This window comes from Bacillus sp. FJAT-18017, assembly GCF_001278805.1.
GTDB lineage: Bacteria > Bacillota > Bacilli > Bacillales > Cytobacillaceae > Bacillus_D.
This window is the reverse complement of the sequence record NZ_CP012602.1, coordinates 3969198-3992006: the sequence shown is the minus strand read 5'-3', so window position 1 is coordinate 3992006 and position 22809 is coordinate 3969198. Positions and strand designations below refer to the sequence as shown.

The 22809-nt window shown below is 38.6% G+C and carries 23 protein-coding genes, 1 pseudogene and 1 riboswitch; of the genes and pseudogenes, 23 read left to right on the top strand and 1 reads right to left on the bottom strand.

Going from position 1 to position 22809, the window contains the following annotated elements; all coding sequences use genetic code 11:
• The first annotated feature begins 190 nt into the window (after positions 1-190).
• From AM500_RS18465 to AM500_RS18450, 5 genes are all read left to right on the top strand, one after another.
• On the top strand, positions 191-1417 hold the full coding sequence (locus AM500_RS18465; RefSeq protein ID WP_053600531.1) for a Bcr/CflA family multidrug efflux MFS transporter: 1227 nt from the start codon (positions 191-193) through the stop codon (positions 1415-1417).
• 114 nt (positions 1418-1531) lie between these two features.
• On the top strand, positions 1532-1690 hold the full coding sequence (locus AM500_RS25605) for a hypothetical protein (protein WP_155922253.1): 159 nt from the start codon (positions 1532-1534) through the stop codon (positions 1688-1690).
• Between the two features lie 528 nt (positions 1691-2218).
• Positions 2219-3043 carry an electron transfer flavoprotein subunit beta/FixA family protein gene (locus tag AM500_RS18460; RefSeq protein WP_053600530.1) on the top strand — a complete coding sequence of 275 codons (825 nt, stop codon included), beginning with the start codon at positions 2219-2221 and terminating at the stop codon, positions 3041-3043.
• Positions 3044-4078: an electron transfer flavoprotein subunit alpha/FixB family protein gene (locus AM500_RS18455; protein WP_053600529.1), complete on the top strand. Its 1035-nt coding sequence runs from the start codon at positions 3044-3046 to the stop codon at positions 4076-4078.
• A gap of 260 nt (positions 4079-4338) precedes the next feature.
• Positions 4339-4764, top strand: a complete 426-nt coding sequence (locus AM500_RS18450; RefSeq protein ID WP_043932515.1) for a hypothetical protein — start codon at positions 4339-4341, stop codon at positions 4762-4764.
• Positions 4765-5298: 534 nt separating this feature from the next.
• Here AM500_RS18450 and AM500_RS18445 read toward each other — a convergent pair.
• Positions 5299-5787 (bottom strand): helix-turn-helix domain-containing protein, encoded by a 489-nt coding sequence (locus tag AM500_RS18445; RefSeq protein WP_053600528.1) that lies wholly within the window; start codon positions 5785-5787, stop codon positions 5299-5301.
• 139 nt (positions 5788-5926) lie between these two features.
• Between AM500_RS18445 and AM500_RS18440 the strand changes: the two genes are divergently transcribed.
• The 18 genes and pseudogenes from AM500_RS18440 (at position 5927) to AM500_RS18365 (ending at position 22808) form a co-directional block, all read left to right on the top strand.
• Entirely contained in the window at positions 5927-7213 is a 1287-nt protein-coding gene (locus tag AM500_RS18440) for an MFS transporter (RefSeq protein ID WP_053601790.1), read from the top strand.
• A gap of 54 nt (positions 7214-7267) precedes the next feature.
• The gene (locus AM500_RS18435) at positions 7268-8242 is read left to right on the top strand and encodes an ornithine cyclodeaminase family protein (protein WP_053600527.1); all 975 of its coding nucleotides are present in this window, start codon (positions 7268-7270) and stop codon (positions 8240-8242) included.
• Between the two features lie 276 nt (positions 8243-8518).
• Positions 8519-8719: a cold-shock protein gene (locus tag AM500_RS18430; RefSeq protein ID WP_026694123.1), complete on the top strand. Its 201-nt coding sequence runs from the start codon at positions 8519-8521 to the stop codon at positions 8717-8719.
• Between the two features lie 238 nt (positions 8720-8957).
• Positions 8958-9281, top strand: coding sequence for a ribonuclease E inhibitor RraB (locus AM500_RS18425; protein ID WP_231688036.1), 324 nt, complete (start codon positions 8958-8960; stop codon positions 9279-9281).
• Positions 9282-9296: 15 nt separating this feature from the next.
• Positions 9297-10002 (top strand): annotated as a pseudogene (locus AM500_RS18420) (M48 family metallopeptidase).
• Between the two features lie 181 nt (positions 10003-10183).
• Positions 10184-11071 (top strand): ornithine cyclodeaminase family protein, encoded by an 888-nt coding sequence (locus AM500_RS18415; RefSeq protein WP_053600525.1) that lies wholly within the window; start codon positions 10184-10186, stop codon positions 11069-11071.
• Between the two features lie 233 nt (positions 11072-11304).
• A riboswitch (glycine riboswitch) is annotated at positions 11305-11384 on the top strand.
• 134 nt (positions 11385-11518) lie between these two features.
• Complete coding sequence (locus AM500_RS18410) at positions 11519-12904, top strand: amino acid permease (protein WP_053600524.1); 1386 nt, start codon at positions 11519-11521, stop codon at positions 12902-12904.
• 549 nt (positions 12905-13453) lie between these two features.
• The gene (locus tag AM500_RS25600) at positions 13454-13618 is read left to right on the top strand and encodes a hypothetical protein (RefSeq protein ID WP_156319851.1); all 165 of its coding nucleotides are present in this window, start codon (positions 13454-13456) and stop codon (positions 13616-13618) included.
• 104 nt (positions 13619-13722) lie between these two features.
• Positions 13723-15672 (top strand): DUF2075 domain-containing protein, encoded by a 1950-nt coding sequence (locus tag AM500_RS18405; protein ID WP_053600523.1) that lies wholly within the window; start codon positions 13723-13725, stop codon positions 15670-15672.
• Between the two features lie 181 nt (positions 15673-15853).
• The gene (locus AM500_RS26155; protein ID WP_156319944.1) at positions 15854-16096 is read left to right on the top strand and encodes a GIY-YIG nuclease family protein; all 243 of its coding nucleotides are present in this window, start codon (positions 15854-15856) and stop codon (positions 16094-16096) included.
• 450 nt (positions 16097-16546) lie between these two features.
• The gene (locus AM500_RS18400; RefSeq protein WP_082347286.1) at positions 16547-17098 is read left to right on the top strand and encodes a DUF1643 domain-containing protein; all 552 of its coding nucleotides are present in this window, start codon (positions 16547-16549) and stop codon (positions 17096-17098) included.
• A gap of 1285 nt (positions 17099-18383) precedes the next feature.
• On the top strand, positions 18384-19010 hold the full coding sequence (gene tmk / locus AM500_RS18395; protein WP_053600522.1) for a dTMP kinase: 627 nt from the start codon (positions 18384-18386) through the stop codon (positions 19008-19010).
• A 30-nt stretch (positions 19011-19040) separates the two neighbouring features.
• A complete protein-coding gene (locus AM500_RS18390; protein WP_053600521.1) occupies positions 19041-19289 on the top strand; it encodes an acyl carrier protein in 249 nt (82 codons plus the stop codon).
• Positions 19290-19304: 15 nt separating this feature from the next.
• Positions 19305-19661, top strand: a complete 357-nt coding sequence (locus AM500_RS18385) for a helix-turn-helix domain-containing protein (protein ID WP_053600520.1) — start codon at positions 19305-19307, stop codon at positions 19659-19661.
• Positions 19662-19663: 2 nt separating this feature from the next.
• Positions 19664-20632, top strand: a complete 969-nt coding sequence (locus AM500_RS18380) for a protease inhibitor I42 family protein (RefSeq protein ID WP_053600519.1) — start codon at positions 19664-19666, stop codon at positions 20630-20632.
• 10 nt (positions 20633-20642) lie between these two features.
• A complete protein-coding gene (locus tag AM500_RS18375; RefSeq protein ID WP_053600518.1) occupies positions 20643-21314 on the top strand; it encodes a C1 family peptidase in 672 nt (223 codons plus the stop codon).
• A gap of 13 nt (positions 21315-21327) precedes the next feature.
• Positions 21328-22047: a thymidylate synthase gene (locus AM500_RS18370; protein WP_053600517.1), complete on the top strand. Its 720-nt coding sequence runs from the start codon at positions 21328-21330 to the stop codon at positions 22045-22047.
• Between the two features lie 38 nt (positions 22048-22085).
• On the top strand, positions 22086-22808 hold the full coding sequence (locus AM500_RS18365; protein ID WP_053600516.1) for a 4'-phosphopantetheinyl transferase family protein: 723 nt from the start codon (positions 22086-22088) through the stop codon (positions 22806-22808).
• The last annotated feature ends 1 nt before the right edge of the window (position 22809 follow it).

The following is a 22809-nucleotide window of genomic DNA, read 5'->3' as shown; positions in this document are numbered from 1 at the left end:
TCCAATATGGCTCCATGAAGTATTCTGTATCCAGTTTTTCTCTTTTCAATCGTAGTCGTTCCAACGACACGTATTTAATTGTTTACCAATAGGTTTGGTTCAAGGTATAATGAACGATATTCTATTTCGATACTCGAAAATTTAGTGCCTTAAAAGAATAGATTTCTTCTTATAGAAAGGGGAGAGCAAACTGAATACTTCCGTTGGAAAGAAACGGCTGCAACTTGCTATCCTTTTAGGATCACTTGGGATTTTAGGGCCATTTACAATCGATACGTATTTACCGTCCTTTCCGACCATTGTAAAGGATTTTGATACGACAGCTTCACTCGTTCAGATCAGTTTGACATCCTGCCTACTAGGTCTTGGCTTAGGGCAATTGGTCATTGGCCCATTAAGCGATGTAAAGGGGCGCAGGAAGCCTTTATTGTTTTTCCTTGGTTTATACATCCTGGCTTCCCTGGCCTGCTCATTTTCACCAAATATTTATTTCCTTATTGCCGCCCGATTTATGCAGGGATTCGCAGCATCAGGCGGAATTGTCATATCAAGGGCAATCGTAAGGGACCTTTATAGTGGTAAGGAACTGACTAAGTTCTTCACTTTAATGGTGTTAGTAGGGAACCTCGGACCAATCATTGCCCCAATTGCAGGAGGAGCAATCCTTGCTTTTAATGATTGGCATTGGGTTTTTGTTGCACTAGCATGTATTGGGGCCATTTTAATTTTTACTGTTTCTTTTAAGCTAAAAGAGACATTGCCAACTGAAAAGCGGGTCCCAAGCAATTTGCCTTATGTATTGGGGAATTTCAGGACATTGTTTAAAAATAAAGAGTTCATGGGTTACTCCTTAACTTCAGGATTTATCACTGCTGGTATTTTTGCCTATGTTTCTGGTATTCCGTTTGTCTATCAGAATGTTTACGGAGTGAGCCCACAACAATTTAGTCTTCTATTTGGCGTCAATGGGTTGGCTTTAATCATTGGAAGCCAGTTGGTTGGCCGGATGACAGACACCATTTCAGAACGGACTTTCCTGCAAATAGGTCTGAGCCTTGCGAATGTTTCAGGTCTTTGGTTATTGATTGCACTTTTATTAAATGCCCCTCTTATCGGGGTCGCGATCCCAGTTTTCTTTTTCTTAACTTCCATCAGTATGATTGGAACGACGTCCTTCACCTTGGCCATTCAATCACAGGGACATATGGCGGGCAGCGCTTCAGCCTTATTGGGGGTACTGCCTTTCGTCATGGGCTCCCTGTCAGCCCCGCTTGTAGGGATTGGCGGAGCCTACACAGGAGTTCCGATGGCCGCGGTCATTTTTGGCGCTAGCGTTTTGGCTTTCCTATGTTATTCCATCATGGTAAGGAGAACAAAAGTCCAGGAGCCGGTTTTGGTAGCGGAGAGGAAGGCTTGATAGTAAAAAAATTATTTACATGGGTCACTCGTTTGAGTGCCCTTTTTTTATTTGAATGATTGTTGTTCATCAGGCCAAACTAGTATCAATCACCAACATGAAGGAGTATGAACGATGCTGGATGAGCAGAACAACTGCCATAACATTACCAAACGAAAACACATTCATAAGGATGAATTAAACCACTATCTCGAAGAGGGCTGGTCGCTTATCAAAGTCACCGTTGGTGAAGAACGTCCATATACCATCGGCTGGGATGAAACAAGACGATAATAAAAAAGGATAGACAGAGCATCCAGGATGCTGCTTGTCTATCCTTTTTATTTTAGCCTGTACCAAGTATGTTGATTTTCGCTTTATGCGCTTCGCTTTCCGCGAGGCATGCAGGACAATGAAGGCATCATTGAATTTGCCCACGCACGAAGGAAATGCGGGTATTACCGAGGAGTCATCGCGCCTTCTGCGACGACCTGAAATTGAACGGCTCAATTAATAAACACCCCAAGTTTCGGTGTCTTGGAGTGTTTTGTTATCCCGCTAAGTTTAATGGCATACAACTTTAACTCTTCGGTATCTCCCGGCAGCGTCACATAGCCTTTGTGCCCCATCCCGATTTTCTCAAGCAAATATATAAGCCAAACCTAGCCCCGTTAATTCATCGATAAGGGGGTTTTTTTATATACCTCATTTTGAACACTTACCAACGTGTTTGTAGGAGAAATAGAATGTATGAGCCTGTCTCTTAATATAGTAAAAGTAAACGGATGGATATGCTTTTATTGAAAAAGAGGGAGGGGTTTTATGCATATTGTAGCTTGCATTAAGCAAGTGCCTGACACCAAAATCATCAAGATGAATCCGAAAACAAATACGATGGACCGCAGGACGGCGCCTGCAATATTGAATCCGTATGATGAACATGCAGTGGAAGAGGCGGTTCGGCTGAAAAAGAGGTATGGAGGGACTGTGTCCGTTTTAACGATGGGGCCTCCTCCAGCGGTCAATGCGATTAAAAAGTGCATTGAAATAGGCGCTGATGAGGGGTATTTAATCACAGACCGGCGATTTGCAGGCGCAGATACATTGGCAACAAGCTATGCGTTGGCAAAGGCGCTTGAAAAAATCGCTAAAGATAAACCAGTCGACTTGGTCATTTGCGGGAAAATGTCTATCGATGGAGATACCGGACAAGTCGGACCGGGCATCGCAAGAAGGCTTGATATCCCGCCTCTGACCTCTGTGAACAAAGTCGTGGAGATTAATCAGGAAGAGGGATATGCCATTGTCCATCGCAAACTGGAGGACGGATATGAAGTCGTCCGGTCCGCTTTGCCGTGTTTGTTTTCAGTTGAAAAAACGATCAATGAAGTACCGTATTCCCCGCTTCCCAACGTGATAAAAGCTGCCAGATACAAACCCCATGTCTGGTCTGTTGATGACCTGGAAGGGGTGGATATTAAACAGCTTGGATTGAAAGGATCACCAACAATCGTATCAAAAGTGTGGGCGCCGCCGAAACCGGCCGGTGGAACATTCCTTGAGGGAAGCCCAGTGTCACAAGCAGAGCAAATACTCTCTCTCCTGCTTGAAAAAAAGGAACTGTTCGCGGCAAAGGAGGAAGTCTAATTGGATTTTCAGGACTATAAAGGCGTATGGGTGTTCATTGAAGAAAATGACGGACAGGTTGCACAAGTTTCCCTTGAACTTCTTGGTGCCGGAAGGAAGCTGGCGGACAAACGGGGAGTGGAATTGGCCGGTTTTTTGGTTGGGGAAAATGTGAAGCATTTAGCGCAGGACACGTTTGAATATGGGGCCGATATCGTGTATGTATATGACCAGCCGATATTTAAGCATTACCGGACGGAAACCTACATGAAGGCGCTGCTCGACTGCGCCGCTAAACACAAACCGGAAATTATCCTGTTTGGGGCAACTTCAACCGGGAAAGACCTGGCCAGCGCGGTTGCGACTGATTTGCCGACAGGGCTGACGGCCGATACGACCGAACTTGATGTTGAAGAAGAGACAGGACTACTATTGGCGAGCAGGCCCGCTTTTGGCGGAAATATCATGGCCACCATCCTGTGTAAAAAATACAGGCCGCAAATGGCGACAGTACGAGCCAAAGTCATGAAGGCCCTCGAGCCGGAGCCTGGGAGAACAGGAAAGGTAGTTGAGGAAACAATTTCCCTGAGGGAAGAAGATGTCCGAACGAAAGTCTTGGAAATAGTAAAGGAAACCGTAAAGAAAGTCAGAATAGACGAGGCAGACATCATTGTTGCCGGCGGAAAAGGAATGGGCAGCTTCGAGGGATTCCAGTTGATTCACCACTTGGCTGAAACCCTTGGAGGAGCAGTTGGTGCGAGCAGGGACGTGGTTGAAGCTGGCTGGATCGGCCACCCCCATCAAGTGGGTCAGACTGGGGTAACGGTCACACCGAAAATTTATTTTGCGATTGGTATTTCTGGGGCAATTCAACATGTTGTCGGAATGAAAAATTCCGGTCTAATCATTGCTATTAATAAGGACAAAGAAGCACCCATTTTCCAGAACTGCCATTATGGCATCGTCGGTGATGCATTTGAGATCGTTCCAATCCTGATTGAACAGTTTAAACAAGCTTTATCTAAAGAAGAAGTGGGCAATGCCAGCGGAAGTTGAGATAGTACCGAAAGGGTAACCCGCATAAGTCAATCGATTAAAAACAGAATAATATTTTTAGAGGACTAAATGGGTGCGCCCGTTAGTCCTTTTATTTTGCTGTGATTCATGGTTTTCTCAAAAATTTAGCAACTGAATTAGTTAAATAACAAATATGATATATGGCTCTTGTTACTACTGTGGGTATATTATAAAGTTAATACAAATTAGACTCAGCTATTTTATTGAGCCAAATTAACGTTTAGGAAGGGAAAAGAAAAATGCTTTATATATGGGATATCGAGAAGATAATTTATGAAACATTACAAGAACACAGACTAAATATAAATGTTGAATTCAGTAATAAACTCACCGCACCAATAAGTTATAACGCATCGTCCAATACGATTAAGTTTAACTACATACAAATTAACGGATATAACGCTAAAATAAATTTTAAAATTAAAGAGACAGATGAAAACTTTGTGAAAATTATTCTATATCGTGAGCTCGGTTATTATTTGGCGTTTAGGAAAAATCCACAAGTTTTAAGAATTCTCATTTATGGTGGAGAAGATGAAAAGGTAGAGCTTTTAGCAGAAATCGAAGAGGATTCCTGGAAGTTTGGAAGAACACTTGTACCTGAAAATCTAGTAAAGGCATATGATCAAGTACGTGAATTGGATAAATATCTGATAAAGGTCTGATAAGATACTGAAAAAGAGGAGCCAGCCACTCACTTAATGAGGTTGGAAGTTGTGCAAAAAACCTTCTTTCAGTATGAAGGATTAATAAGTCCATCATTTAAATGTATTGTAGGTACAAGCCAAAACCCTCCAAATCTTCACTTTGGAGGGTTTTGCATGACTATTAAAGTTCAGTACCATACAACTTCAACACATTATAAACACAAATGAAAGTAACCGGATATATAATCAACCCATAAGGTTTATATTGCAGGGATATTTTAAAGTCGTAAAAAAAAAGGTAAAAAAATTTACATGTTGAAGGGCTGCTAAGCAGTCCTTCATTTTTTTGTTTTCCAATATTGCTTTACAAAAGCAATAGGCTTTACCTTATTGTACAAAGACAAGTTTTCTGAAATAATTGAAAAAAATAGAAAAATGGATTTACTAATTGAGGTGATTTATATGCCATTCATGAGCATTGGATGGATAAATAAATCAAACCATTCGAGAAAGTTTGGGTGATGCCAGTTAAATAGTGTCCACTAAACCATCTTATCTAGAAGATACGACTAAAAATCGGATTGTTTGATCTGTATGGTTGTACCAGTAATGTGTTTCGCTGGCTGAAAAAAACCAGGAGTCTCCTTGTTGCAGTTCTATCATCTTTGTTTCTATTTGGAGTGTTAGGGTTCCTTCTAGTACATATATGAATTCATGCCCGCTGTGTGAAAAGGGTTGTCCGTCACTTTGCTTTGCTGGGAGTGTGACGAGTATTGGATGAAAGTCTGGATTCGGGACTTGTTGTGTCAGGTCTTGATAATGAAATGAAGGTTCACTCATGCGCTCGTTGTTACTTGAGAAAAAAATACTGGGATTGACGCCTAGGACTTCAGAGATTTTTCGGAGTGACTCTAATGTGACACTGGACTTTCCACGTTCGACTTGTGATAAAAAACTAATGGAAACACCGGCCCCTTCTGCAAGTTCTTTCAACGTCATTTTTTTCTCTTTTCGAATTTCTTTAAGCCGCACACCAATCATAGTATCCCACCTTTCTATTACCATATTTCTCCTTGTATTGTATCAAAGTAATCAGATTTGACAGAATATTAGCGATTGTCTAAAATCTAATTGAAGTGCCACTTCAATTTTAAAAGGGGGAGAAGAGCAAATGCAACAATTGGATAAAAAAACGACTTGGCGTGTTTTGATTGCCAGCCTTGTTGGCAGTTCCATTGAATGGTTTGACTATTTCTTATATGGAACAATGGCCGCACTTGTATTTAACCAGTTATTCTTTGTCAACGAGGATCCAACAGTAGGATTGCTACTTGCGTATGCATCGTTTGCACTTTCGTTTTTTATCCGACCATTTGGAGGAATTATTTTTAGTCATATCGGGGATCGAATCGGCCGGAAAAAAACACTCGTTTTAACATTAAGCTTAATGGGTGCTGCAACATTTGCTATGGGGATTCTGCCTACATATCAAGCAATTGGTGTAGCTGCACCGGTCATTTTGATTACACTTCGTCTAATCCAGGGTCTTGGAATCGGCGGGGAATGGGGAGGAGCGTTGTTGCTTGCAACTGAATATGCTCCAGCAGAACGCAGAGGATTCTTCGGCTCCATTCCACAAATGGGTGTAACGATCGGAATGGTGATGGGTACACTCGCTCTTTGGATCATGAGCTTATTACCCGAACAACAATTCATGACGTGGGGATGGCGCGTACCATTCATCTTCAGTGCATTACTCGTAGTCTTTGGTTTATGGATCCGAAAAGGAATCGATGAGACACCGGAATTCAAGGAAGTCCAGCAAAAAGGTGAGATTCCAAAGCTGCCAATCGTCGAGACACTTCGCTATTACTGGAAAGAAGTGCTGATTACGATTGGTGCGAAAGTGGTTGAGACAGCTCCATTCTATATTTTCAGTACGTTCATTGTTTCGTATGGGACAAGCAATCTAGGATTTAGCCGTTCCGCTGTGTTAGGCGCCGTAATGGTTTCAACGGTTATTACGACCATCCTTATTCCTTTCATGGGAAGTTTATCTGACCGTGTTGGCCGTAAAAAAATGTATATCGTCGGTACATTTGCGATGATGGCGTTCGCTTTCCCATATTTCTGGATGATTCATCAAGGCAGTGTAGTCATGTTGGTTTTGGCGACAATTATCGGCTTGGGGATTATTTGGGCTCCGATTACGGCTGTACTTGGAACGATGTTCTCCGAAATCTTTGATGCCAAGGTTCGGTATACTGGTGTCTCACTAGGCTATCAAATTGGGGCAGCAGTCGCTGGGGGTACAGCGCCTCTCGTTGCCACAGCGCTGCTCGCATCATTTGACAATTCCTACGTACCAGTTGCACTCTACATTATATTTACGTCTGTTGTCTCACTGATTGCCATTTGGGCAGTGAAAAGCCGTGTTGAACAAAAACAAACTGCGATTACAGGTTAACAATCACTCGGCCAGATGTTTTGGCCGAGTTTTTACATAAAAAGGAGAGATTTTGTGCTTATACTAAACGAACAACTGATTCAATCCATTTATAAGATGGAAGATGCCATTCGGGATGTCGAAGCCATGTTAGTGGCTATTCATGAAGGACGAGTTGAAAACCCTCATCGGACGGTACTGAATGTCCCTGAACGCAACGGCTCTGTGCTCTATATGCCAAGTTCGGACGGCGCGACAATGGCAGCTGCCAAAATTGTATCGATTTTTCCTGAGAACAGCTTAGCTGATGTTCCAACCACACAAGGAGCCATTTTACTTACAGAGCTCGAAACAGGAAGACATATAAGCTTAGTGGCCGCTTCTTATCTGACACGATTGAGAACTGGCGCACTAAGTGCAATTTCAGCACGCCATCTCGCCAGGCCTGACAGTCAAGTGTTGACCGTCATTGGTACAGGTGGAATGGCTTTTGAGCAAGTACTAGGAATAGTGAACGTGCTGCCGATTCAAGACATCTATTTAATAAATCGCTCCAAAGATAAGACATATACATTCAGCGAAAAGCTCAAAGAGGCTGGTGTGACCGCTACGATTCATATCGGTGTGGACCGGAACCAAGCCGTCGCTCAGTCTGATGTTATTTGTTGTGCAACTCGGTCAACTGAAGAAGTGTTTGATCCACATTATTTAAAAGCAGGGACACATATCATCGGCGTAGGAAGTTACTTACCTGAAATGCGTGAAATCCCGTTAGGGGCTATCGAACAAGCAGCGTTGATTTACGCTGATGATAAAGAGGGGATGAAAGCGGAGGCTGGAGAATTCATAGATGCAGCCCAAAGAGGGAAATGGTCTTTTGAGCAGCTTTCTGGTACATTGGCTGAACTTCACGTGAATCCGGTCGAACGTGGACATGATGATATTACTATTTTTAAATCAGTTGGGGCTGCTCATTTTGATTTGGCTGTTGCGAAGGGGGTTTTTGAGAAGGCGGAGGAAATGGAGATGGGGGAGGAGATTTTTTTGTAGGATGGATAGGATATGGGGCAAATCCTATGTTTAGGCAGGTATACAAAAATTAAGCCCTGATTTTCTCTTGATCTACAACGTTCTCCGTTCAACTCAAACTTATACATGATTAAGGAGGAAGTCGCCCTACTAAGGTCCCTTGCAATTTCTCCTGTTCCAAGTTATGATAAGGAAGAATTATTTTTGACCGGTGTAAAGATCGACTTTTCGTTCTAATGATCACTTTGGGCAGGGATAGTAACAAACAATGTGCATTAGCACGAGGAGGCAACACACATGGAACAAGGTACAGTGAAATGGTTTAACGCAGAAAAAGGCTTCGGATTCATCGAGCGCGAAGGTGGAGAAGACGTATTCGTACATTTCTCCGCAATCCAATCTGAAGGCTTCAAATCTTTAGACGAAGGTCAAAAAGTAACTTTTGACGTTGAGCAAGGCGCACGCGGACCTCAAGCTGCAAACGTTCAAAAAGCTTAATTTTGGACTAACATACCGAAACAGACTCCAAAAGAGTCTGTTTTTTTAATTTTCAAAAAAAGTGCAATAAAAAACCCTGCTCAACGAACGAGCAGGGTCATGGAACCGGTAAAGAAAAAAGTTTAAAGCTAAAAGGTTATTTACATTATAACACAACAAATTCATAATTAAATGATTAGCCAAAATTTAGCAAGTGCATGATAATGACAACATAGAAGGCACACAAATGGAGGAATGGATGATGAAATTTCCAAACGACGCGGATGGTGAAGCATTGCGCAGTTTGTTCAATGAAGGTGTGAGTTTTAAAAAGCCGCAGGCAGTCGAGTTTTTTATCGCGGTACCTGATCAGAAGACCGGCGAAAAGCTTCTGCCCGTGTTAAAGGAAGCAGGCTTCCATGGCTTACTGGAGCAGGATGATGAAACAGATGAGTGGGCTTGCAGCTGCTCGAAAAGAATGCTCCTTAACCATAGCGAATTAAAAAAGGTGCAGGAAAAGCTGGTTAAAATAAGCAAGCCATACGGCGGCCATGCTGATGGCTGGGGCGTATTTATAGATTAAAATGCAGGTGATGACATGCTTCATACTTTTTCGGGGGAAACAATTCGGTTTGATGTGATTTATAAGAAACGATCCACGATTGGCATTTATATCGATCTGTATGGAAATATTGAAGTACAGGCTCCAAAGGGGACTTCTGATGCAAGTCTGCTTCTAATAATAGAAGACAGATGGGACCTCATCCTGCAAAGGGCGAAGGAAATGAAAGAGCGGGCCGCAGGCAGCATGGAAAAAGAGTACGGTCAGGGTGGGCAATTTCTGTATTTAGGCAAATCCTATCCGATTTTGATTTCCCAGGATACGGATATTGAAATAGACAATGCAGTGTTTGAGGGAGATAAGCTGCACGTATACGTGAAAGAACAAAATGATAAGAACATTAAACAGGCTTTAAAGCGATTTTACTATCAGCAGTGCAAGGTTTTGATCGAGAAACGGGTTAAATTTAATCAAAGCGAATTCAAAACAAAGCCCCGTTCGATTCGAATCACGGACAGTAAGACGAACTGGGGAACGTGTGATTCTATGAGGAATTTGACATTCAATTGGAAGCTGTCCATGGCACCAATCGAGGTGATTGATTATGTGGTCGTCCATGAAATGTGCCATATGGTGCATATGAATCATGACCGTTCATTTTGGCGGCTTGTCGGAAAAATTGTGCCTGAATATGAACAGCACGAGCGGGCTTGCTGTGTCGAGCTGGAAGATGAATGTTTAGTAGTACGTTTGCATAAAAACAGGGTGCCAGTCACTTTCCGTTTCTTGTTAAATGAATTTTTACGACATATATTAGGTAGTGCCAGTTACGAATTTTTTAAATGTAAAAGGATAGACAGAGCATATGTATGATGCGTGTCTATCCTTTTTAGTTTGCAATCGGCGGCGAATGGGGAGGAGCGTTGCTGCTTGCAACTGAATATGCTCCTCGGACGGTACTGAATGTCCCTGAACGCAACGGTTCTGTACTCTATATGCCAAGTTCGGATGGGGCGGAAATGGCAGCTGCCAAAATTGTATCCATCCTTCCTGATAACGGCTCAGCTGAGCTTCCGACCACACAAGGAGCCATTTTACTAACAGAGCTCGAAACAGGAAGACATATAAGCTTAGTGGCCGCTTCTTATCTGACACGATTGAGAACTGGCGCACTAAGTGCAATTTCAGCACGCCATCTCACCAGGCCTGACAGTCACGTGTTGACCGTCATTGGTACAGGTGGAATGGCGTTTGAGCAAGTACTGGGAATAGTGAACGTGCTGCCGATTCAAGACATCTATTTAATAAATCGCTCCACCGATAAGACATATACATTCAGCGAAAAGCTCAAAGAGGCCGGTGTGACCGCTGCGATTCATACCGATGTCGACCGGAACGAAGCCGTCTCCCAGTCTGATGTCATTTGTTGTGCAAACCGTTCAACTGAAGAAGTGTTTGATGCACATTATTTAAAAGCCGGGACACATATTATCGGCGTGGGTAGTTATTTACCGGAAATGCGTGAAATACCATTAGGGGCAATTGAACAAGCAGCGTTGATTTACGCTGATGATCATGAGGGGATGAAAGCGGAGGCTGGAGAATTCATAGATGCAGCCCAAAGAGGGAAATGGTCATTTGAGCAGCTTTCTGGGACATTAGCTGAACTTCACGTGAATAAGGTTGAACGAAATTATAAGGATATCACGATCTACAAATCTGTAGGGGCAGCCCATTTTGACCTGGCGGTGGCGAAGGGCGTTTTCGACAAGGCGAAGGAAATGAATGTAGGTGAGGAGATTTTCTTGTAGGATGGATAGGGCAGGGGGATCCCTGTCACGAATTTTTTAGTTTGCCTTGACAGGGGCAAGACTAGTCCGCGGACTTTTGATGTTTATTCTTTTTCCACAGCAACTTAATTGTTTTAAATAGTTGACAAAACATTTGACTCCTACTAAAATTAACAATTATTTAAAGATAACATTGAAGATTTGAAAAATTTTATAAAAAGCAGCTATGAATGTCATGGAATCAAACTATGGCAGGAGCAGCTTCTGGAGAGACCGCGGGAATTCGCGGCGCCGAAGGGTTCACAATCTCAGGCAAAAGGACAGAAGAGTACAGAATATTTATTATATTGATAATTTTTATTGTCATAACAAAATTATTCTTATTCTTTTAACTAAGAGATTGGAGGACATCCAATCTCTTTTTTTATTGGTTTTTTAAATTTCATATTGTACTAGGAGGAGTTAGGATTGGCACAACAAGAATTAAAGAGAGACCTAGCAAATCGGCATGTTCAACTCATTGCAATTGGCGGCACCATTGGTACTGGATTATTCTTGGGTTCAGGTGAAGCGATCCAACTGGCTGGCCCCTCCATCATCCTTGCCTATTTACTCGTAGGAACTGCCCTGTTTTTTGTTATGAGGGCATTGGGGGAACTGCTGTTGTCCAAAGCAGGTTATCAATCGTTTACAGACATTGCCCAGGATTATCTTGGACCAAGGGCAGCCTTCGTAACCGGATGGACATATTGGTTTTGCTGGATTGTGACCGCCATGGCTGATATTATTGCCGTCGGTGTCTATGTGCGCTATTGGTTTGATATCCCGCAATGGGTGCCTGCAATCATCTGTTTAATCATTTTATTAGGACTGAATTTATTAACTGTGAAACTATTTGGAGAATTGGAGTTTTGGTTTGCTTTAATAAAGGTCATTACAATTCTCGGTTTAATTGGCATGGGAGTTATCTTGCTGGTGATGGGATTCGATACAAATGCAGGGACGGTTACAGTTAAAAATCTTTGGGAACATGGGGGATTATTTCCAAACGGTATTTCAGGTTTCGTGCTTTCATTCCAATTGGTTGTATTCGCCTTTGTTGGAATGGAATTGGTCGGTGTATCTGCAGCGGAAACATCCAACCCAGAAAAAAACATACCATCGGCCATTAATAAAATTCCTTTAAGAATTCTTTTTTTCTACGTTGGGGCACTTATCATCCTTCTTTCCGTTAACCCTTGGACGGAACTTAATGCATCGGAAAGCCCTTTTGTTAAAACGTTCAGTTTAGTCGGAATTCCAATTGCCGCAGGTATTATTAACTTTGTCGTATTAACATCAGCCGCTTCTGCTGGCAACAGCGGGATGTTTTCAACAAGCCGGATGCTATATAACTTAAGCAAGAATAACCAGGCCTCATCCAGTTTTTCAAAACTTAATAAAAATCATGTACCAGCCAACGGGTTATGGGTATCTACACTTGTCGTATCAATAGGGGCTCTTTTGAGTAAACTCCTACCGGAACAGGCTTTTGGACTTGTGACATCCATTAGTGCAATTTGTTTCATTTGGGTCTGGAGTGTCATTCTGCTTTCTCATTTAAAATATAAGAAGACACGTCCTGAATTACATGCAAAATCAAAATTTAAAGCACCACTGACGCCATTTATTAATTACGCGGTACTAGCGTTGTTTGCTGTAGTCCTGATTATTATGCTGATTGCTGATGAAACAAGGCCGGCATTATTGCTGACACCTGCTTGGTTTATACTGTTATATGCTTTATATTCATATCGAAAAAAGAAGGATGAAAATGAAAATATAAATATCACCATAGAATCCACAATAAAGTAATTTTTGCGCCCGTTATGCTATTTGCAGGGAACTGTAAAATCACACCTTTCTGAGGTAGGGCGAACCGACCAAAAGTTTAAATGTAAAAAGGGGTGATGCTTTTCTGTAAGCAATCACCCTTTATGTTTTTTTAAAAATTTCTCCCTGTGCCACCATGGCATCAGCTACTTTTAAAGATCCTGGGATATTGGCATCTACAACCAGGTTGCCTGGTTAGCTATGCTCCTGCCTTCAAACATCCGTAGTTCATGTGGTAATTTCTGCATCCTGAAAGAACTTTATAATGAGTTTTGCATGAATCCAATAGGCTTAATCGTATGAGGGGTAAAAGAATCTAGGTATATTTTAAGTAATGAATTTATCATAGCTTCCCAGCACCTGGTTGCAAGCAGTTGGCACGAAACAAATTCTTTTTGTTTTAAAAAACAGGCTGATTGTGGTATTCCTGAAGCAACTGTCTATCAATATGCTGCTTCTCATCCAGCTTGGCGTTTTTCAATACTATATTGACGGGAGAAAACCAGGAACCTTGCCCATCCAGAAGAGGCGATGCCGAAGTATTTATCAAAATCTGGTGAATGGGCAGGCTTGATTGGTTCAGGCATTGATGAATTCATTAGAGCGCCCTGGATTTTTTTCGGCCCTCTATTGGTCACTGTCAGTTTGTTTATCATCATCAAGATACTGGCAAACTGTGTTGAAGATGAACGTTAGCCCCATATGTTTTTTATATAAGGATAACAATAATTAATAATCTCGTTTCATTATGGAAGATAATAGATATTTATAGTTATAATGAAATCAGGAGAGGTGATACAATGATAGTCTATGAAGCGACAAAAAGTGAGTTTCTAAAAGATGTATTTGAAGATCACTTGGTTGAAAATATATGCAATAATTTTGAATCTAAAATGGGTCGGGTTAATAAAGCGGAAGTTCGCGCTTGGGACAACTCTATGCAATACATGTTCAGGGTTCTAAGCGATAATGAAATCCCAAGTGATGCAGGTGTGGCGATTGAGTTTAGAATTCCTCATACATCCAAACGTGTTGATTTTCTTATAAGCGGTTCAGATCAAGATGATAAACAGTCAATTGTTATAGTTGAGTTGAAGCAGTGGGATTCAGTTGAAAAGGTAACTGGGAAGGAAGCCATTGTTAAGACGTTGATTAATAGAGGGATAAGGGAGACTACTCACCCTTCATATCAGGCTTGGTCATATGCAGCGTTAATAAAAGATTACAACGAAAATGCCCAAAATGAGGATATGCACTTTTACCCGTGTGCCTATTTGCATAATTACATAAATTTGGGAAGTACCGATCCGCTAACTGATTCTGTCTATGATTATTACGTTGAACAGGCACCTGTATTTCGAAAAGGCGATTCAGGTAAGTTAAGGGATTTTATTAAGAAATATATTAAATATGGCGATAATAAAGAAAACCTTTATAAAATCGAAAACGGCAGAATCCGTCCTTCAAAGTCCCTACAAGATTCTCTTAACAGTATGCTGCAGGGGAATCAGGAATTTATAATGATTGATGATCAAAAGGTAGTTTACGAAACCGCTTTACAGCTTACAAACGACTCGTTGCGAACTAATACAAAACAGGTTCTTATTGTCGAAGGCGGGCCGGGAACTGGAAAATCAGTTTTGGCGATTAACCTTTTAGTAGAAGCAACCAATCGCAGTTTGGTAGCTCAGTATGTTACCAAGAACTCTGCTCCCAGGAATATTTACGCAACAAAGTTAAAACAGAATTTTCGTAAGGGGCATATTGATAATTTATTTACTGGTTCTGGAAATTACATTAATGCACCAGAAAACGAATTCGATATGTTAATAGTTGATGAGGCACATCGACTTAATGAAAAGTCTGGTCTTTTCAGTAATCTTGGTGAGAACCAGGTAAAAGAAATAATGAACGCATCAAAAGTAGCAGTTTATTTTATTGATGAGAGACAACGGGTTACTTTAAAAGATATTGGCAGTGTAGAAACCATTAAGAATTTTGCTGAAGAGTTGAATGCAAAAGTAACAGTGATGAAACTTGAATCTCAGTTTAGATGTAATGGCTCGGATGGCTACCTTAGCTGGATTGATGATGTATTACAGATAAGAGAAACTGCCAATTCCAATTATATTGGAACAAGTTATGACTTTAGAATTTATTCTGACCCTAATGAACTCCGTTGGGAAATTGAGAGGCTTAATAGAGGTACCAATAAAGCTCGCCTAGTGGCAGGCTATTGTTGGAACTGGATTAAGGAAGGGAAGTCAAACTCAAATATCCATGACATAGTTATTCCTGAGTTCAACTTCGGGATGAGTTGGAACCTTGATAACTCGGCTACATGGGCAATTGACGAGAGTTCTGTAAATGAAATAGGTTGCATCCATACCAGCCAGGGACTTGAATTTGACTATGTTGGTGTAATAATCGGGGATGACCTTATATATCGGAATGGTGAAGTTTCGACTAACCATGAAAATCGCGCAAAAACCGACCAATCTTTAAAAGGCCTAAAGAAAATGTTGAAGGAAAAACCTGAAGAAGCATTAAAGTTAGCGGATGAGATAATCAGAAATACTTATCGCACTTTAATGACGAGAGGGCAGAAGGGCTGTTTTATCTTTTGTACTGATAAAGAGCTTGAGAATTACTTTAGAAAAAGAGTTGGGCAGATACAGTATGAGCTTAGGGAAAATGAATTCTTTAAACAGGTTGGTAAAGTTGCAGAGACAAGCCAGGACTATAATTGATATAGTAAGTCTAGAATAACACGATTTTTAGCTGTTATAGCTATTCTAATTGTAGTTACTTTTCCTTTTACTTTTTTAACTTTAAAACCATTAATCCATTAAGTAGATAGAATAAAATATGAGTAAAGTAGATATAAAAACAATGCCTTTTGACAGTCATCAATAGACAGGATTAACGGATATTAATTATACCGATTATCCTGTAGTTTATTTCCTGAATAAAGATACAACAGTCTATATCGGGGAAACTGTGGCAGTAAGAAATCGTATGAGGGACCACTTAAATAATATTGAAAGAAAATCATTGAAGAAATTTTCCCTGATCCTTTATGAAAAGTTTAATAGATCCGCAACATACAATATCAAAACTAAGTTGATCAATTATTTTCTAGCAGATGAACAATACAAATTACAAGTATTTTAATTATACTATCATTTTTGGTATTTATGGGTAAAGAGGGTGATAAGCAGTCAACAAATCTAAAATTTGGAAAATAATATAAAGTCATCCCTATCGTATATTACTGTTTCTTATTGTCTTTGTTTGGAAAATAATTTTTTTGTTCCATTCCTGATTAAATGATATATTAATATTGAAAATTCAATACTATTATTATCAAGAGGAAGATTAAATTTATTAATCCTCCTTAGTTAATGGCGAAGATTTGGTAACTTTCATTTACGTCGAGTAGTTAAATTTTTCAAGAACTCTATTTTTAATATAGAGAATTTATACATGTAATAATATAAGATTTTGTAAAAATTATTAGTCCCTTTGTTTGTAGTAAATTTTGTTAAAAGGGTAAATGATATTATAAACTTTTGTTGTCACATAATTATTATATAAAATAATAAATAAGTGGTAGGTGATAATATGCAATTGTCAATGGAATATTATTTGGATGAAATTCAGATGGATGCTATTTTAGATGAGACAGGGCGATATCGATATTCGTTATTTCGTGGTTGGAATCGTCAATTACCAAGAATGGTTTTTATAATGCTTAATCCAAGTACTGCTGATCATTTTGAAGATGATCCTACAATAAGGCGGTGCATAAGTTTTGCTAAACGTTGGGGATTTGGTTCTTTTGAGGTTGTAAATTTATTTGCCTATAGAGCAACTGATCCTAAAGAGTTATTGTCTTGTGAAGACCCAGTTGGAAAAAATAACGATTTCTACATACTTGATGCATTAAAAAAAGCAGATTTGGCAGTAGCTGCATGGGGGACTAAAGGTACAATAAATAATAGAAATGAACAAGTTTTGGGATATTTAAAAAGAGTTGAGTTATTTTGCCTTTCTCTTACCAAAGAAGGGCATCCAAAGCATCCTTTGTATGTTAAAAGTGACGAAAAGCTAAAAATTTTCAATTCAAGTAAAATAATTGATAAACCTATGTCTGGTCTTGCCCCTGTCAAGTAAACAACTGAAAAAAGCTATGTAGCGAGCGCGTGTCGATATTCCATCGGGGCGCGTTCTTTAATTTTCTTTGTCTTCGTTTTTAGTTGTAGTGATTGATATACTCCTCGATCGATTGTCTTAGTACCCTTTTGAATTACACTGATTCATACACAACTTCTCTGTTTTGAGGTGTGAGAAGAATGATTCTACTGCAGGCATTGTCCAGGCAGTTTCCTTTGCTAAAGTAGCTACCTAATGCCCCTTTTGCCTCTAATTTTAGCTTGGACGTATATTGGAATCCCTGATCCGATGGAGAATGGTTCTAGCTACGTCTTTTTTCTTTGTCCATTTTTATATAGAATTAAGTACTAGTTCAAGGTCATTCTACTGAATGGCCACAACTTGCAATTTCATTATTGAAAAGATTCCTGGATAATTTACTCTTCATATAACAGAAGGGGTTTGTCCGTGACCTTTCCTTTCCTCTGTATTACTGATTGTATCTCTATTCCTTCATCAACTGGGGACTCTTTTGTGGTTAATCAAAAAACCCATTTCCTTTAATTTATCCGATATTTGGACGGCCTAATTCGGGATTCATAAAATGGATTGCCATAAAGTGTTCCTGAATAAGTTGTTCCTACTTCGCTTTCTTTTCACTTATTTCCGTCCACTTTTAATAGCTTGTAGGTTTTATGTAATAAATTTCCTAATGTTGCAAACGGGATACTTACTTCTTATCCCACGATTCAGTTCATGCTTCTGCCATCTAGGGATGTCTTCTCCTCCTATATCAGATTTGGATAAAGATTTTTTAAATAATTCCCCTTGCCTTCAAATAATCTATTTCCTTTTCATTTGATTTTAATTTTGTTCCTGGGCGTCCTTTTAGATGATGGAAACATCTTTTAACTCATTAAAGATTTTCTGTTTTTCCATTTCCTAAACCAAACCTTTAGTTGGGTACACTCCGTATTGTAAACTCCTCCGCTAATACTTTATAACTTTTCTAACCATTCGCATTATTCCTGGCATTGAGTTTAAATTCTTCTGAGTAGTTCTTCAATGTTTGCCCCTTTTTTGCTATAGAAAAATGCCCTCCTAGTACATTCTTTCCTCCAAAGTATCTGGAGCTTTCTTGAGTGTCTACTTAAAGAGGACAATTCATTTTAACCGTTGACAAAGGTCTTTTTAAATTTTGTAAGATTTTTAAACAATTTTAACTTTTTTGTTTAAAATTTCCACAAAATGCTGTATCATAAATGAAAGTAGAAAATATGTTCGTTTTTTAAGGAGATGAATTTATTTGAGTGGAAAATGGGTAACTTTTGAAGGTATAGGTGGCAGTGGAAAGACTACTCAGATAAACATATTATACAATTGGCTAAACGACAGAAAAATTCCTGTGGTAAAAACTATGGAACCCGGAGGAACAAATTTTGGGCAAGATGTAAGAAATATGGTAAAGACTCCACGTCAACCCAAATTGAATCCGTTTACCGAATTTATGTTGTTTGAAGCTGATAGACATGAAACAGTAAAAAATGTTATTCAACCTAGTCTTAATGAAGGAAAGATAATAATAAGTGACAGAGGTATAGATGGAACTTGCGCTTATCAAGGTTTCGCTAGGGGAATCAACATTGAATTGATTGATTTAATGACACATGAAGCAACAGAAGGTACAAAACCTAATTTGACGATTCTTTTAGATATTGACCCTATGATAGCTCAAAGAAGAATAAGTAAGAGAATGGACACAGAAATAGATCAATTTGACCTAGAAACAATACAATTTCAAAAAAAAGTAAGAGAAGGTTTTTTATACACGGCACAAAGAGATAAAAAACGAGTTCATGTAATTGATGCCACACTTACTCAGCAAGAAATTTCTAAAAAGGTCATTGATCTAATTAAAAAATTCGTTTTGTAAAATTTATAGTTTTTTGGAGGATGCAACACAGTGGTTAATGAAATTATCACACAAAAAGTTTTGAGCTTACTTGATGAATACTTTGGTGAAGATATTGATGCTCTTTTAATGGAGTTAGAGGAATACGACGATATAGAAATTGACTCAATCTACTTTGTTGAAATGATACCCATACTTGAAGAAGAATACAGCATAACGATAAAACCGCAAATGATACATGATATCGCAAAACGTTCTTTTAACGCCTTTTGTTTATTGATTCAAGATCTTATTACTTGATTGGAGTTGAAGGAAATGGAACGGGAAAAGGAAAAGGTTTTACAATTAGCAATGCGTTTAAGGGATACTAGAGAATATCTAGGTTTATCACAACAAACAGTGGCAAATTATGTCGGAATGCCAAGAGCATCTATATCTGCTATAGAAAGTGGAAAAAGAAAAGTTGATGTTTTGGAATTAGAGAAGTTTGCAAGACTTTTTAAATATCCGTTAAGTTATTTTTATGGACAGGAAGAAAATGATGAGCAGACAGTTAAAATACTTGCAAGGACAGCAAAAGATTTAACTGAAATTGATAGACAGCAGGTTCTTAAATTTGCTCAGTTCTTAAAAAATGTGGGTAACGGAAATTTCCCTACCCGGGAGGGTTAATATTGATAAATCCTTGGAAACGAATCTTTGAGACAGCTATTATTGAGGCTGGTAGAGAGCATAAAAGGTTACAGACGGACCTAAATAATCCAATAGATATTTTTTCTATTATAGAGTCCAAAAATATTGTATTAATGTTTCAACCATTAGGTTCTTTAGCTGGAGCATATTTACCTGCACAAAAGGAAGAGGGAATCCCTGCTGGAATTTTAATTAATGAAAACTTGCCTATCAGTAAACAACGTTATTCGGCAGCACATGAATATTGTCATTTTTTAAGAAAAGATCCTATAAGTCTAGATACTGAAGAGGAACTATTTAGGATATCTGATTATAAAAGGAATGATAACGAGAAAATTGCAGAAGTTTTTGCTAGTCATTTTTTATTGCCAAGGCCATTAATAATTAAACAAATGAAGAAATTAGAGTTATCTCGAAACGATATAACTGCTGAAGAAGTGTATACTCTTGGCCTGAGACTGGGTACGAGTTATTCTGCTACTTTAAATCAGCTTTTGGCCTTAAAGTTTATTTCGGGAGAAAACTATAAAAGAAATCAGGCCATTCCACCAATAAGGATTAAAAAGCAGTTAGGCGATGAAGGATTAGAATCTTCGTGGAACGATGTTTGGCAAATAAGTAAAAAAGATAAGGGCAACGTGTTAGCGCCTAAAACTGGGGATACTTTAAAAATAAAATTAGATGAAAACCCAACGACAGGGTTTATATGGGAAAGTTCTCCCGCTGAGGGAGTTGAATATCTTTCTAATTTTTATAACTCAAATCATAAATTAGTGGGTTCCGCTGGGAAAAAAATTTTCACAGTAAGATTGCTAGAAGAAATTAATACTAAAATAGACATTAAATTGTTACAACCTTGGATTCCAGATGAGGTCATAGATACCTTTACTTTAAATTTACAAGTACAATCAAAACGACACGGTGTATCCGAATCGTTACTGATAGGTTAGGAGTTAGATTATGAGTCGCACTTTTGTTCCTACTATTGATTTTAGACCTATGATGTCTACGGTACGAAGCCAAGGTCAAAGACCAACTTGTGTGGCTTTCGCCGTTACTTCAGCCCATGAAGGGTTCAAGAAAACTAACACACATGACTATTCAGAAGAGTTTCTGTTTCGGATGTGTAAAATTCGTGATAAAGATTATGATGAATCGAGTGGCACCTTTGTACATCTTGCTCTCATAAACCTAGAAAAACTAGGGCAGTTGGATGAGGCATTAATGCCTTACCAAGACCCCATTCTTTTGCCATTATGCACTCCGATAGCTAAAGAATTCTTTAGAAATGCAAGAAATAATAGAATTCCAAACTGGAGAAGTGTAAGTTGTCATGAAAATGCAATTGAAAATGAATTAAATAGTGAAAATGTAGTGATTACTGTTATCGATACTCAGCAAACATTTTATTATGCTAACAATACTCATAATTTCATAGACCCTCCAAACTTTGATACATACAAGAATAATTATCATGCTATAACAATTGTTGGTTTCGGTGTTGATAATTATAAAAAACCTTATTTCTTAATTAGAAATAGCTGGGGGCAAAAATGGGGCGACCAAGGATATGGCTATTTATCTTATGAATATTTTAATAAATATCAAGCAGGTGCCTGGGTTATTGCCTAAAGGGGTGTAAAGGGTGAATGATTTAATAAAAGGTGATAATATTTCTGACGCTTGGCTAAAGGCAATTTCATTTTTATTAAATAATAATAATGAGTCATATAATCTAATAGTGGAGATTGAGGATCCTACAACTGAAGTACAACAATTAAAATATGATTTAGATACTATTCTTGTATATAATTCACAACAAAGGGTAGAAACTGTTGCTAATACAATATTTCCAATCGGTTTATACCGCGAGGGAAATAGAGAAAAACTGTATGAACGTTTTTATGATCTCTATCCAAGAATTAGACAAGTTAGTAGTAACCAATCTGGAACTTATTTTGGTAGATTAGTAGCTTGGAATTATGAAAGTGGAGACCTTTTTAATCAGCTCGAAAAAACAATAAGAAAATTGATTAGAGCAAAGGAAAGCCGTAGAACAATTCGTGTAATGTATGAAATGTCTATATATGATCCTAAAAAAGATCAAATAACAACTATGGGATTCCCTTGTATGAGCTTTATAAGCATTAAAATAAGAGAAGATAAAATTGATTTAACATCCATTTATAGAAATCAGCATTTTGTAACCAAAGCATACGGCAATTATCTAGGATTAGGGCGTTTATTAACTTTTATTTCTGAAAATACGGGTTTCAATGTTGGCAAAGTCACTTGTATAGCAACTCATGCTGAATTAGATAGTAGCAAAAAGGCAATGAGAACATTAGTCGAATCTCATAGTTAATATTAGATTCTTACATCTGTCTGATTGGAAGAATGCAATTGAACGACATTAGTCAATTACAATTTAAAGATCTAGGTATCATATGTTATGCCTGCAAAGCTACAGAAGAAAAAATTAAATGGTTAACAACGGAAGAGTCTGTTTCATGGCAATCAATGAAACACCGTAGAAAGCGAATGGAATGGTTGTCATCTAGAGTTGCAGCTAAAGCAGCAGCCGTTAACTGGCTAGAAAAATATTATGAATTGCCATTACGACCCGAATTAATTACTATTTTTAATACTAAATATGGCATTCCTTATGTAAAATGGCCACTCCAAATATCAACTCCAAATCTAAGTATGTCTCATACAGATAATATTGGTGTGGCCACTGTTTCATGTAACTATATAGTTCACGGTTGTGATATTGAGAAAATAAAAGACAGACATTCTGCATTTTCCAACTATTTCTTAACATCCGATGAGAGTGTGCTGTGGTTTAATAACAATATAAAAATACATTACGGTTTCGTGGAAAGAAAAACTATTGAAACTATGTTGTGGTCTGCAAAAGAATCCATTATAAAAGCTATTATATCCAAAGACACTTCAAAGAAATTCATTAATATGTTTCATATAACATTAAATCCTTCTACAAAAAATGATAAAAATCTATATGATTTTATATTTTCATATGAAAACCATAAAGGAAAAGGTAAATGGATAATTATTAATGAGTACGTCATATCTGTTTCCATATTAAACTCTAATCAAAAATGAT

Coding starts and splice junctions, on each gene's coding strand:
- AM500_RS25605 (WP_155922253.1), top strand. CDS start 1,532: ATGCTGGATGAGCAGAACAACTGCCATAACATTACCAAACGAAAACAC.
- AM500_RS18460 (WP_053600530.1), top strand. CDS start 2,219: ATGCATATTGTAGCTTGCATTAAGCAAGTGCCTGACACCAAAATCATC.
- AM500_RS18450 (WP_043932515.1), top strand. CDS start 4,339: ATGCTTTATATATGGGATATCGAGAAGATAATTTATGAAACATTACAA.
- AM500_RS18445 (WP_053600528.1), bottom strand. CDS start 5,787: ATGATTGGTGTGCGGCTTAAAGAAATTCGAAAAGAGAAAAAAATGACG.
- AM500_RS18430 (WP_026694123.1), top strand. CDS start 8,519: ATGGAACAAGGTACAGTGAAATGGTTTAACGCAGAAAAAGGCTTCGGA.
- AM500_RS18425 (WP_231688036.1), top strand. CDS start 8,958: ATGATGAAATTTCCAAACGACGCGGATGGTGAAGCATTGCGCAGTTTG.
- AM500_RS25600 (WP_156319851.1), top strand. CDS start 13,454: ATGCCGAAGTATTTATCAAAATCTGGTGAATGGGCAGGCTTGATTGGT.
- AM500_RS18405 (WP_053600523.1), top strand. CDS start 13,723: ATGATAGTCTATGAAGCGACAAAAAGTGAGTTTCTAAAAGATGTATTT.
- AM500_RS18400 (WP_082347286.1), top strand. CDS start 16,547: ATGCAATTGTCAATGGAATATTATTTGGATGAAATTCAGATGGATGCT.
- AM500_RS18385 (WP_053600520.1), top strand. CDS start 19,305: ATGGAACGGGAAAAGGAAAAGGTTTTACAATTAGCAATGCGTTTAAGG.
- AM500_RS18375 (WP_053600518.1), top strand. CDS start 20,643: ATGAGTCGCACTTTTGTTCCTACTATTGATTTTAGACCTATGATGTCT.